Origin of the sequence: Acinetobacter sp. YH01022, assembly GCF_013420235.1 — a bacterium.
GTDB lineage: Bacteria > Pseudomonadota > Gammaproteobacteria > Pseudomonadales > Moraxellaceae > Acinetobacter.
Map to the genome: position 1 here is coordinate 1 of NZ_VOYP01000061.1, position 12120 is coordinate 12120.

General features: G+C 42.6%; 11 protein-coding genes and 2 pseudogenes. 7 read left to right on the forward strand and 6 right to left on the reverse strand.

Annotated features, from left to right (window positions below; all coding sequences use genetic code 11):
* Positions 1–120, forward strand: a pseudogene (locus tag FTT87_RS14480) (IS5/IS1182 family transposase); the annotation flags it as partial.
* A gap of 2 nt (positions 121–122) precedes the next feature.
* Here the strand turns inward: FTT87_RS14480 and FTT87_RS14485 are convergent.
* The 3 genes and pseudogenes from FTT87_RS14485 to FTT87_RS14495 form a co-directional block, all read right to left on the reverse strand.
* Positions 123–1238, reverse strand: a pseudogene (locus FTT87_RS14485) (ABC transporter permease); the annotation flags it as partial.
* 2 nt (positions 1239–1240) lie between these two features.
* Entirely contained in the window at positions 1241–2419 is a 1179-nt protein-coding gene (locus FTT87_RS14490; protein WP_180081509.1) for an HlyD family secretion protein, read from the reverse strand.
* An 18-nt stretch (positions 2420–2437) separates the two neighbouring features.
* The gene (locus FTT87_RS14495; RefSeq protein ID WP_180175033.1) at positions 2438–3928 is read right to left on the reverse strand and encodes a TolC family protein; all 1491 of its coding nucleotides are present in this window, start codon (positions 3926–3928) and stop codon (positions 2438–2440) included.
* 351 nt (positions 3929–4279) lie between these two features.
* On the opposite strand from FTT87_RS14495, the gene serC reads away from it, so the two are divergent.
* Positions 4280–5359: a 3-phosphoserine/phosphohydroxythreonine transaminase gene (serC, locus tag FTT87_RS14500; RefSeq protein ID WP_086196205.1), complete on the forward strand. Its 1080-nt coding sequence runs from the start codon at positions 4280–4282 to the stop codon at positions 5357–5359.
* 83 nt (positions 5360–5442) lie between these two features.
* Here serC and FTT87_RS14505 read toward each other — a convergent pair whose 3' ends face one another.
* Both FTT87_RS14505 and FTT87_RS14510 read right to left on the reverse strand, forming a co-directional pair.
* On the reverse strand, positions 5443–5583 hold the full coding sequence (locus tag FTT87_RS14505) for a hypothetical protein (protein WP_180081505.1): 141 nt from the start codon (positions 5581–5583) through the stop codon (positions 5443–5445).
* A gap of 496 nt (positions 5584–6079) precedes the next feature.
* Positions 6080–7009 carry a hypothetical protein gene (locus FTT87_RS14510; protein ID WP_180081503.1) on the reverse strand — a complete coding sequence of 310 codons (930 nt, stop codon included), beginning with the start codon at positions 7007–7009 and terminating at the stop codon, positions 6080–6082.
* Between the two features lie 269 nt (positions 7010–7278).
* On the opposite strand from FTT87_RS14510, the gene FTT87_RS14515 reads away from it, so the two are divergent.
* Both FTT87_RS14515 and FTT87_RS14520 read left to right on the forward strand, forming a co-directional pair.
* Positions 7279–7749, forward strand: coding sequence for a YaiI/YqxD family protein (locus FTT87_RS14515; protein WP_180042180.1), 471 nt, complete (start codon positions 7279–7281; stop codon positions 7747–7749).
* Positions 7750–7761: 12 nt separating this feature from the next.
* Complete coding sequence (locus FTT87_RS14520; protein ID WP_180081501.1) at positions 7762–8673, forward strand: DMT family transporter; 912 nt, start codon at positions 7762–7764, stop codon at positions 8671–8673.
* A gap of 4 nt (positions 8674–8677) precedes the next feature.
* Here the strand turns inward: FTT87_RS14520 and FTT87_RS14525 are convergent, their stop codons facing one another.
* Positions 8678–9247, reverse strand: a complete 570-nt coding sequence (locus tag FTT87_RS14525) for a PilZ domain-containing protein (protein WP_086196201.1) — start codon at positions 9245–9247, stop codon at positions 8678–8680.
* A gap of 23 nt (positions 9248–9270) precedes the next feature.
* Between FTT87_RS14525 and FTT87_RS14530 the strand changes: the two genes are divergently transcribed.
* From FTT87_RS14530 to FTT87_RS14540, 3 genes are all read left to right on the forward strand, one after another.
* Positions 9271–10506 (forward strand): lipoprotein-releasing ABC transporter permease subunit, encoded by a 1236-nt coding sequence (locus tag FTT87_RS14530; protein ID WP_086196200.1) that lies wholly within the window; start codon positions 9271–9273, stop codon positions 10504–10506.
* The gene (lolD, locus tag FTT87_RS14535; RefSeq protein WP_086196199.1) at positions 10499–11182 is read left to right on the forward strand and encodes a lipoprotein-releasing ABC transporter ATP-binding protein LolD; all 684 of its coding nucleotides are present in this window, start codon (positions 10499–10501) and stop codon (positions 11180–11182) included. The genes FTT87_RS14530 and lolD overlap by 8 nt, the downstream gene beginning before the upstream one ends.
* A gap of 130 nt (positions 11183–11312) precedes the next feature.
* Complete coding sequence (locus tag FTT87_RS14540; RefSeq protein WP_257230591.1) at positions 11313–12023, forward strand: DUF4131 domain-containing protein; 711 nt, start codon at positions 11313–11315, stop codon at positions 12021–12023.
* The last annotated feature ends 97 nt before the right edge of the window (positions 12024–12120 follow it).

Sequence of the window (12120 nt, forward strand, 5' to 3'; positions counted from 1 at the left end):
GCTTGGTTAGAAAAATGCAGAAGGCTCTGGAAAAACTGTGAAAAGCACCTAAATACGAGCCTTCAGTTCATTAATTTAGCCTTTTTAAGGCTACTTTTGCATAGAAAATATTCTGGATAGGTTCTTAGATATTTTTTAAGGAAGAAGTAGGCAGTGCCCAGATAAATCAGGCAATATACGGCTAAAATTGCAAGTGGTAACAGCGAAATGGATACAGGACTGCCGATGACCCATTGTTCTGTTTGTAATTTGGCATAAGGGGTGTAGGGAATAATGTTTGACCAGAACTGGGTGAATAAGGGCGCATTATTTAGCGGTAAAGTCACGCCAGCAAAACTTAAAGAAGATCCGCCATACACGGCAATAAAACCAAAACTTTTCGCCAGATCACGGGTGGCTAGAACAACGCTACTACTGATCAAGGCATAAGCACTATAGAGAAGAAATTGTCCCAATAGAATAGGCCAGAGCTGTCCCTGTATAAACCAGCCGCGAATTTCAATCAGCCAGAACATCCATAACCAGGTCCAAAAGCTGAAAATCAGCACATAAGTCATATTTTTGCCCAGCAGGGCAAGCAAGACATTTTGCTGTGCTAGCCACTGCTTTGTGGTATTAAATTTCAGTTCCTGTCCGACTGAAAATGCCACACAGCAGCAGAGCAATAAATGCAAAATCGCCGGGATCATGTACGGTTCTAAATAAAATTCATAACTTAGCCCGGGATTAAACAGCGGCGAAATTTTGACATTCGGCGTGGGGGCATTCAGATCAGGAATCTGGTTTTGCAAATAACTGTGTCCAGTAAAGTCGGCCAGTGCCTGCAAAGTGCTGATCAGCATGGCCGATGAAATGCTATTGCCGACACTAAAATAGCTTTGATTATAGGCAATACTGATCTGGGCATCCTTGGCTTGTACCAAGCGTTCTTCGGCACCTTCTGGAATAGTGATATAACCCCAGATTTTATTTTGGTTGAGTAGCTGTTCAACCTGGTCCTGACTGCTGGAAATGGTACTGATGCTCAGGGTGTTGTTCTGACGGACAGAATGTTCAATATTACGGCTCAGTTCACTCTGGTCCTGGTCAATAATTGCAATCGGCAGATGGCTGGGTTTACCTTGAGCAAACATACTGGTGAACAGCACAATCACAAAGCCAGGTGCCAGGGTGACCAGACACAGGTCCCATTTATGCCGAAGCAAATAGCCGAGTTCACGCAGTATGCCATGCAGCATAATTAGGACTCTTGCACTTTAAACAGTATGCTCATGCCGACTTTTAAATCCTGAATCGGCTGGACAGGGGTGAGCTGCATCTTGAAATTGCGAATATCATAGCCACCGGTTTGGCGTGTGGTTTTAATGGTGGCGAATTCTCCCTCGGCATCAATCTTTTTGATCTTGAACAGAGCTTTTTTGTTTAATGCAGGAATAAAGCCTTCAATCGATTTGGCCTGATAGACCTGTGCATATTGATCTTCACGAATATTCAGGCTGACCCAGAGCTCATCATCCTGAATAATACTGACGACTGGCACGCCCATAGCCACCAGTTCAGACACCTTGCCATAAGTTTTGGAGATGGTGCCATTGATCGGGGAAACCAGCTTGGTTTCAGCTTCCAGCGCATTGGCCTCCGCAACAGCCGCTTTGGCAATTTCCACCTGGGCATCGGCGGAGGATTTCTGTTCTGGCGTGCTGCCGCGTTTGGCACGTGCATATTGCTGATAAGCCGCTTCGGTCATTTGTGCGGCAGATCGTGCGGCAGCTTGCATTTCGTCACGGCGTTGGCGTGAAATGACGCCTTCTTTAAACAGGTTAGCGCCACGCTGATAGGTGGTTTGGGCCAGCTCTTGCTGGGCTTTCATGGCTTGCCAGTTGGCATATAAACTGTCGATATTTTCCTGTTGTGAACCGCGATCCGCTGTGGATTGCAAGGCTAAAGCAGATTGCAGGCTGGCCAGAGCCTGCTGCTTTTTAGCTTCAACTTCCGGACTAAACAAGCGGACCAGTGACTGACCTTTAAGTACTTTTTGTCCATCATGAATATATATTTCTTCAATGCGGCTCGGTACCTTAGTGCTGATATGGAGGGTTTCGGCTTCAACCCGCCCTTGTAGCTCCACTTCCTTGGGCTGATAACTTTTCCATAACCCAAAGCCAATGAGGCCTAGAAGCAAGATCAGTATGATGATGCCAACCACTTTAATGACAGCTGAAGATTTTGAATCTGTATTTTCAGTGGTCGGCGCTTGCGCTTGTTCTGAATAACTGAAAAATCCATCATCTATCTTGCTGTGCTGTTCAGAGGCCGTTTGAGTGTCTTGTTGATGGCTTGGAGCTGAAGTAGGGGTAGAAGTTCCTTTTGATGAGGTATTTTCTACATCTTGATCAGGCCTGTTTTGATCTTGAGTCATGTGGTTCCCCATCAAAAATTAACGAATATAACTGGTATTGCTTTGACTGACATAGTTTTGAAACTGTTCAATCGAGCCATGGCTTTGCAGCAAAGTGGCCAAGGACATCACATATTTATAAGCATTCAGTGCCATCTCGCTTTTTAAAGCATTCAGGCTATTTTGTGCATCAATCACCTGGGTGGCCGTTCCCATATCTTCTTTAAAAGATAAAGTTTGAATACGCAAATTTTCCTGGGCAGCTTGGACATTCTGTTGCAGTAGTTGATGACTTTGCTGGGCTGAGGTCATTTCATTGTAAGAGCTATAAATAATGTTTTCGACTTCCTGCTTGGTGCGTTCGGTCATCAGTTCAGAAGCATAACGTTGCAATTCTGCGGCCTGAACATTTTTGTTGTTATTAACGCCTGAAAACAGGTTATAACGTGCTGCTATACCGACAATCCAGTTTTGCTTTTCATCCAGACTATATTCGCCAAAGGCGAACAAATTAGGTTTTTTCGCAGCACTTTGTACCTTGACGTTGGCATTGGCCAGCTGAGTGTCCATCTGCATTTTCTGGATCAGTACAGATTGTTCCGGATAGCTTTTTAACAGCGTATTCAGGTTTTGATTTTGGCTAGAATTAACAAATAGGGGCGTGCTCAGTTCGGTAATCTGGCTGCGCTGTAACAGGTTATTAAGCTGAAACAGGCTGGATCTTAAATTGGCCGTTGCATTTTGCACATTACGCTCGGCATTATTCTTTGCCACTTCAAACTGCATACGTTGCCCTTTGCTGATAAAACCCTGATGTTCCAGCTTTAAGGCATTGCTGTAGTGGGTCTGCATGGCGTTGAAATTGGACTGGCTAGAGGCTAAAAGCTGCTTTTGCAGTTGGGCATTAAAATAGGCCTGAATTAGTTCAAAGCGTTGTACATCTTGCTGTTGTTTGGTATTCAATTGACTACGTTGTGCCCTGAGATGAGCTATTTCCTTGGTGCTGGAGGTCAGACCGCCGGTATATAAAGGCATTAACACTGAAACGGTAGGGCGGATCACTTGATCTTCCAGAATCACGTTGGCCGAGTCAGGGAATAGCCCAATACCGCTATGAATGGTTTGATTCAGACCTTGCTTTAAAGGATCAGAAATAGTGGATGGAAGGTTTTCTTGATTAATACGATCGTTGATGCCTTGAGAAAGTGTCTGTTCCAGATTGTTTTTAAAAGAATCAAGTGGCAGGTCGACTTCATTATGGAAAGCATAGGCACGCACATTTAAATCCACCCGGGGCAGACCTAAACCCTTGATCGCTTCAGCTTGTAATTGTGCAGCTTGTTGCAAAGCCTGATTGGCCTGCGTACTGTAGGAATCCTTTAAAATCGACTGTTCAGCCTGTGCATAACTGATGCTTTCGGCAAAGGCTGGACAAGCAAAAAGCAGACTAGCCGTATAAAGGCCAACACGAAAATTTTGTTGTATGAGGAGTGCAATTTTTTTTGGTTGTGCATGTAAACGCAATAACATCACTCAAACTCTCAATTTCTTTGTAACAATTATATGGCATAGATTGAATTGTATGTCTAATCAATAAGTTGTTGTCTTGTTTAATATGCATGTGTATAGCAATCACGTGATTAGATGGCTCATGCGAAGATATTACAGCAGAATTTGAAAAGAGAAGTAATAAGATGCAGTTGCACTTTTAAACTACGTCCCAAGTCGTGAAAAAGGAGTTGCTAAAATCAATCTTTATTGAGATTTTGACTTTAAATGTCCGACAGCATTGAAATATTTTCAGGATAATTTACTGCAAGCAACGCCTATCTGTGGTTAAATGCCATCATTTTATTGTGTTTCACTTTGAAAGGAAAAATCATGCGCGCGTACAACTTCTGTGCTGGTCCTGCTGCATTACCTACTGCCGTTTTAGAAAAAGCTCAGGCTGAATTGCTTGATTGGCATGGCAAAGGCCTTTCGATCATGGAAATGAGTCACCGTAGCAGTGACTATGTAGCTGTGGCAGAAAAAGCAGAAGCAGATTTGCGCAAACTGATGAACATTCCTGAGAACTATAAAGTATTGTTCTTGCAAGGTGGTGCTTCGCTGCAATTCTCTGCTATTCCTTTAAACTTGTTGGGTAAAAACAACAAGGCTGATTATATTCATACCGGAATCTGGTCAGAAAAAGCGCTGAAAGAAGCAAAACGCTACGGCGACATTAATGTTGTAGAAGCCGGTACCAGTATTAACGGTAAATTGGCTATTTCAGAGCAAAGCAGCTGGAACTTGTCTGACGATGCGGCTTATGTACATTATGCCGACAACGAAACCATTGGCGGCCTTCAGTTTGCGGGTATTCCTGAAACAGATAAACCACTGGTATGTGACTTTTCATCGAGCATTTTATCTGCGCCACTAGATGTATCCAAGTTTGGTTTAATCTACGCAGGTGCGCAAAAGAATATTGGTCCTGCCGGCTTAACTTTAGTCATTATTCGTGAAGATTTACTTGATCAGGCCAAACCTGAAATTCCAAGCATTTTGAAATATTCAGATCAGGCGAAAAACGGTTCTATGGTCAACACACCATCTACCTATGCTTGGTACCTATCTGGTCTGGTATTTGAATGGCTGCTTGAAAATGGCGGAGTCGATGCCATGCATCAGGTCAACCTTGAAAAAGCCAAATTACTGTATGGTTATATCGATGCCAGTGATTTCTATGCCAACCCGATTGCAGAAGCCAACCGTTCTATCATGAATGTACCATTTACCTTGGCAAAAGCTGAGCTTGAGAAGCAATTTTTGAAAGAAGCTGAAGCGAATCATCTGCTTAACCTGGCAGGTCACCGTTCAGTGGGTGGTATGCGTGCAAGTATTTACAATGCTGTACCATTAGAAGGCGTACAGGCTCTGGTTAACTTTATGGATGACTTTGCCAAACGCAATGCTTAATTCCTAAAGCTAAAAAGCCCATCACATGATGGGCTTTTTATTGGCTGAAATAAGCATGGTAAAAATAAGTAGTTAAAATAAGCTTAAAAAATAAAGTGATGCAAAATATAGGCAGACATAAACATACCCAAGACAAAAAATAGGGATGAAATGCCGTCTAACTGGAAGCGTTTAGTCAGTTGATGGCCAACTGTTTGTATATTTTCTTCTTGCACGATTTTCATGGAAACTCTATTCCGATTTATTTATCGTTAATTTATATTGCTTGTTTTTATTTTTATCATAAAAAATTGATTAAATAAAGTACTAAATAAAAATATGTAATTAAAATATTTATTTTATTGGCCAGAAGATCAGCTGGCTTGTCAGATGATTGCCATTACAGGGCTGTGCTGGATAGCAGGCATAAAAGTAAGGGCTAAAAATATAATAGCTGTGCTGTTTATTTAAAATAAAATTTTGAATTTAAAACTGTGGATAAGTTATTTTAATTTAAATTCAAAACCACCCATATAATGCTGGTTTGTGGATAAATTTTAATCACACTGTAGATAGAGATAATAAAACTTAGACTTCTTTCATAAATTCCTTTTATTTCTCCCAGAGGGAGAAAAATAAAGAGGGGATGAATAATCATGAAAGAAGAGTATTAAAAAAATAAAAAGCAGCACCATAACCTGAGAGGATAATCCTGTTGTGGTGCTGCTCTTGTTAGAAGATTTATTTTTTAGCGTAAATATTCACTTGAATCCATAAATTGCCACGAATGAATTGACCAATTGCAAAGTCTTTATAAGCCGGATTCTTGGTGGCAATACGAATCAGGGTGGCTGCCTGATTTTCATCATGAATCAGGGCGACATCATAAAGCGTATAGTCCTGATCCATAAATGACATCGAGGTTTTTCCGACAATATTGCCCTGAAACCAGGCTTCATCTTCCTGTCCCATATTTTCGCCATACAGATAGGCCACCATTTTGGAAAAATCGACAGTCACCGGTTCTTTGTCATCTTCCGATTTGGGCTCCCAAGCATCAATCTGTTCCTGCAAATTGGCAGGTGCCACGCCGTTATTGGCAGCCAGAATATCATTTAATGCACGGTGATGTTTGATGGAGGCCGGATCATCCACTACCAGCTGTTCATGATCTGAAACGGCTTCCAGTTCATAGGCCCAGGCATTGAGCTGCGCAAGATAGGGTTGATCTTTTTCATACTGGTCATGATTGACGCTATACAGTGTGTCAAAGGCATAGACAATGGTATTCGCACCCAGATTCAAGCGCAGTACCGCCTGAGTGTTGGATTTACAGGTGATAATCCGTTCAATGAAGGCATTTACTTTGTAGGGACTTTCAAAACTTGGAAAGGCGGTTTTGACCGCTTGAGGCTTGTTGTTTTCAACAGCAATGACTTGGGTCATTTGCACGTTTGCCTGTTTAGGTCCCTGAATGAGCCAGGCTGACGCGTCCATATCCGCTTCTTCTTTACATAAACCCATTGGCATCACTGGTGCATCAAGTGCCAGGCCTAACCACTTGGGCACATCGGTACATGGGTGATCTGTAAGCAGATTCCAATGTTCGACATGACTGCCAAAGTTCTGGTCTTCAATGGTGATCAGTTCTGGTCTATTTTGATTTTTCATATTCACAATTGATGTTGGGCCGTATTTATCTATTAAATCGAGGGTTATTGTTAAATTTCAAGTCAAGGGACTAAATTTAACCATTAAAGTCGTTAAAATAAACTCAAATCCTGTATCTGGATGCGATGAAGCCTGCAAGTGTGCCATGGAAAGCATGACCATGTGAGTTAAATCTAAAAACAGCAAATGAGCTGAATCAATTTAGCCATCCTCCTGTCGTATGGAATTTGCTAAACTACAGGCTATTCTTTTTTGACTATGGATGTGGTGTGCTGCCATTTAAACTTTGGGTCGATGCCGATGCATTGCCTAAAATCCTGCGTGATGTAATCATTCGCGCTTCTGACCGTTATCAGCTGGAAGTGACTTTTGTCGCGAATCAAAATGTGGGGATTACCCCGTCAGTACGGATAAACTCCATTCAGGTGATGAGTGGCGCAGATGCTGCAGATAAAGAAATTATCGAGCGCATGAAAGAGCATGATATCGTCATGACCCAGGATATTCCATTGGCTGCTCAAGTGATTGAAAAAGGTGGAATTGCTATTCATCCTCGCGGCGAGATTTATACCTCTGCCAACGTAAAAGCGCGTCTGCATTTACGTGATTTCATGGATTCATTACGCGGAGCAGGTGTCAATACGGGTGGTCCACCACCAATTTCTGAACGGGACAAGCGCGAATTTTCCAGTGCACTGGATCAAACCATTCAGAAACAGAAACGTAAAACAGCAGCCTAACTTGAGCTCCTCATGCCATCAAAAACCAATATCATGTCCACGTATGCCTTATTGGTATTTATCTGGGCAACCACGCCACTGGCAATTGTCTGGAGTGTTTCGGACTTGCATAGTTTGTGGGCGTTGGCACTGCGCTTTTTTATTGCAATGCCTTTAGCATTGGGCTTGCTGGTCGTTCTTAAAGTCAGATTACCTTTGAATGGAATCTCCCTGCATAGTTATATTGCCGGTGCCTGCAGTTTTATTGGTTCACAAATTTTTACCTATTTAGCCACAGCCTATTTAAGTTCAGGCATTATTGCCTTGATGTTCGGTCTGGCTCCGATTATGACCGGATTGATTGGCCGTTTTGCTTTTAACGTTCATTTGCATCGCTTGCAGTGGATGGGGATGTGCATTGCAGTATTGGGGCTGGGGATTATCTGTCTGGGTGGCAGTGACCATCACGTCCAGCCAATGGGCATAGGATTGATGTTGATCAGTGTTTTTGTATATTGCGCATCCATTTTCTGGGTCAAAAAAGTCAATGCACCGCTGAAACCCATGGCTCAAGCAACGGGTTCCATTCTGGTCTCCAGCCTGTTTGCACTGTGCATGTTGCCGTTGATCTGGCAGCATGCGCCAGATCATATTCCGAATACCAAGGCATTGATCGGTTTGTTTTATGCGGTGATTATGGCATCACTGTTGGCGATGTTCTGTTATTTTAAACTGGTACAGAACATTAAGGCGACGACCTTATCATTGACTACTGTGCTGACACCCATGTTGGCCATGTTGTTTGGAGCGATGCTGAATAATGAAAAATTATCGGTGATGGTTTTTGTTGGCGCTTTTATTTTATTGTTTGGCCTGTTTGTTTATTTTTATCGTGATCTTAAGGCGAGCCAGAATCTCGCCATCAAGATCAAGTCCAGCAGTTAAATCTCTAATCTTTATTTTTGCTGAGGTTGACACACTCGGCAAGTTTTACCCGGTCTTGTGGATGCAATGTAATGAAATAAGCACCAGTACGGAACTTGCCATTATCTTCTGTACGGCTATAGACGACTTGGGCCGTTGCTGCAATATGGAAGAAATTTTCAGGGTGGCTCAAGGTCACATGCACATAAGTGCCTTCCTGAATAGGGTGCTCGCTAAAAAAACTGAAACCAGTTTCGGAAAAATTGACATGTTCCGGGATTGGTAACATGGATTGTACAATTGCATCGTATAAAGAGCCGGTAATAAGGTTTAATTTTTGGTTGAATAAAGATAATATTCTAGCAATTTGTTGATCTTTTTCATTTAATTGTTCTAATTCGTAGTTTACAGCATGATCAAATTGATCTAATTCTGCGAGTAGTAGAAAATAGCGGGGCAGCACAAAGTTAGGATCATAAGGGTCATTAAGTGCGACATCATCAGAGATAATCTGATAATTAATTCGCAAAGCAGCATCGATACGAGACATAACGCGGCGTTCCATATTGCCGCTTTGATGCTGTAAATTTTCCATAATTATTCCTCGGACTAAATGGTATGTTTAAACCAATCTCGCTGTACATCGGGTTGAGATATACTCGTGCACGGCGTAGCAACCACTTTATTTCTTTTATTGCTCTGGTGTCTATGATCGGTCTCACCTTAGGTGTGGCCGTGTTAATTACAGTCTTGTCTGTAATGAATGGCTTTGACCGCGAGCTGAAAAACCGTGTATTGGGAATGATACCTCAAGCTACTGTTTCTTCAACACAAATATTAACAAATTGGCCAGAACTTGCAAAGAAAGTTGAACAGCATGAGCATGTCAAAGGTGTAGCGCCATTCACCCAGTTACAGGGCATGCTGACGGCACAGGGGCAAGTGGCTGGAATTATGGTCACGGGCATCGAACCTGAATACGAAAAGAAAGTGTCAATTATCCAGAATCACATGATTGCGGGGAGTATTGATAGCCTGAAAAAAGGTGAATTTGGCATTGTTTTGGGTAAACAAATGACCGATTCACTGGGATTGGGATTAAACGATAATATTACTTTAGTCCTTCCAGAAGCTACACCGTCGCCTGCAGGGGTGGTGCCTCGTTTCAAGCGTTTCAAGATTGTCGGTATTTTCAGTATTGGGGCAGAAGTGGATTCCATGATGGGCTATATCGCCCTGAATGATGCTTCAACTTTATTGCGTTTGCCGGACGGTGCTCAAGGTGTGCGTTTAAAACTGGATGATATTTTCCTTGCGCCAGAAGTGGCGGATGATATTGTCAAAGATCTGCCAAACAATTTCTATGCATCGAACTGGACCTTTACCCACGGTAATTTGTTTAGTGCGATTCAGATGGAAAAAGCCATGGTCAGCTTGCTACTGTTCCTGATTGTACTGGTGGCAGTATTTAATATTGTGTCCTCACTGGTGATGGTCGTCACCGACAAGAAATCTGATATTGCCATTTTGCGTACATTGGGAGCTTCACCTGCCACCATCACCCGGATTTTTATGGTACAGGGTACTATTATTGGTGTGATCGGTACGGTTTCCGGTGCCATTCTGGGGATTATCTTTGCTTCAAGTATCAGTGGCTTTATCGGCTGGTTGAATACCGCATTTGGTTTGAACCTGTTTGATGCCTATTTTATTAATTACTTGCCGTCTTATTTGCGTTGGCAAGATGTCGTGGTGATTGTGAGCCTGTCACTTATTTTAAGTTTCCTTGCCACGATTTATCCGGCACTGCGTGCTGCAAAAACCCAACCGGCAGAGGCTTTACGTTATGAGTAATCTTGTCCTCGAAGCGAAAAATATCTCGAAAAGTTTTACCGATGGCAAAACCACAGTTGAAGTGATTAAAAACTTGTCCCTGCAGGTCAAAAAAGGCGAGTTTGTGTCGATTGTCGGTTCCAGTGGTTCCGGTAAAAGTACCTTGTTACATGTGTTGGGGGGGCTGGACTGTCCAACAGAAGGACAGGTGTTTTTAAATGGCAAGCGCTTTGATAATTTAGGTGAAGCTGAACGGGGCTATTTACGTAACCAGCATTTAGGTTTTGTCTATCAGTTCCATCATCTGTTGCCTGAATTTACTGCATTGGAAAATGTCGCCATGCCACTGATGCTGCGCGCAGGAACAACCTATAAACAGTCTAAAGAACAGGCTGAATACTTGCTCAATCGGGTTGGACTGTCGCATCGCATGACGCATAAACCGGGTGAGCTGTCTGGTGGTGAACGTCAGCGTGTAGCCTTGGCACGTGCACTGGTGGCAAAGCCGGAACTGATGCTGGCGGATGAACCGACGGGAAACTTGGATCGTAAAACGGCAGTAAAAATTTTTGAACTGCTCAGTGAGTTACGTGATGAGTTCAATATGGCGATGCTGATTGTGACGCATGATGAACAGTTAGCCCAGACTGCCGATTCGATTTTGCATATGCAAGACGGTGTCTGGATTGATGATTAGACACTGATCGATAAATTTAAAAAACAATTGAAGCTCACTGCGGTGGGCTTTAATATTGCCTAAAATAAAAAAAATTATAATCACAATGATTCAAATCATCTGTATCGGCTGGGTGCTGGGTATTGCAATAATGGGAAAAACTCTTCCGATCTTGCAGTCTTTACTCCTTCCGTGTAGCGCTCTTTTCATCCTGACTCTTCTTTTAAAGCTGACTGTTTTAAAACAGATTCATGCTCTATCTTTTAAATTTTTACAGTGCTGTATTGGGCTGAGTCTGGGGATCACACTTGGCTATAGTTATGCCAATCATCAACTGAGCGAGCGTTTACAGCATCGGGAGCAGCAGACTGAACAGGTTGAAGTGATTGTCTATATTAAACACATCAATGAATTAGGCGATCAGACCATCCAGCAAAAAATTCAGGTATTGAATCGCCATACAGAAGTGGTGCAATGGCAGGTGTTTTTAAAACATGCAGCAGATTCAAGTTCATCTTCAGTACTTGAGTTAGGTCAATATTACCGTTTGCAGGGACAAATCCTGCCTGCGCATAGCTATGCTACTGAGGGTGCCTTTGATCAGGAGCAATGGTATATCCAGCAAAATATCATGTCTGGATTTAAAGTTTCATCAATACACAAGCTGACAGAACAAGAGGTTTATGCTTTAGGGTATGAACAATACCTAAAACAACAAGCTTCTGTTTCCAGTCAGATGCAACTCTGGGTTGAGCAGCAGCGTTTGGCATTACGCAATTTTATTCATCAGCAGCCCGTGCAGCATGAAGGTTTGATGCTGGCTTTATTGACCGGGGGCTTTGTTGCACAAACCTATCTGTAAAGGCTTTTTCAGCGATATAATTTTCAAATGAAGAAGCCTACACACAAAATCTACCGCACAACCAATTGGCCCGCATATAACCGAGCACTCATGAGTC

Coding starts and splice junctions, on each gene's coding strand:
- FTT87_RS14490 (WP_180081509.1), bottom strand. CDS start 2,419: ATGACTCAAGATCAAAACAGGCCTGATCAAGATGTAGAAAATACCTCA.
- FTT87_RS14540 (WP_257230591.1), top strand. CDS start 11,313: ATGGGAAAAACTCTTCCGATCTTGCAGTCTTTACTCCTTCCGTGTAGC.
- FTT87_RS14530 (WP_086196200.1), top strand. CDS start 9,271: ATGTTTAAACCAATCTCGCTGTACATCGGGTTGAGATATACTCGTGCA.
- FTT87_RS14520 (WP_180081501.1), top strand. CDS start 7,762: ATGCCATCAAAAACCAATATCATGTCCACGTATGCCTTATTGGTATTT.
- lolD (WP_086196199.1), top strand. CDS start 10,499: ATGAGTAATCTTGTCCTCGAAGCGAAAAATATCTCGAAAAGTTTTACC.
- FTT87_RS14510 (WP_180081503.1), bottom strand. CDS start 7,009: ATGAAAAATCAAAATAGACCAGAACTGATCACCATTGAAGACCAGAAC.
- FTT87_RS14525 (WP_086196201.1), bottom strand. CDS start 9,247: ATGGAAAATTTACAGCATCAAAGCGGCAATATGGAACGCCGCGTTATG.
- FTT87_RS14495 (WP_180175033.1), bottom strand. CDS start 3,928: ATGTTATTGCGTTTACATGCACAACCAAAAAAAATTGCACTCCTCATA.
- FTT87_RS14505 (WP_180081505.1), bottom strand. CDS start 5,583: ATGAAAATCGTGCAAGAAGAAAATATACAAACAGTTGGCCATCAACTG.
- serC (WP_086196205.1), top strand. CDS start 4,280: ATGCGCGCGTACAACTTCTGTGCTGGTCCTGCTGCATTACCTACTGCC.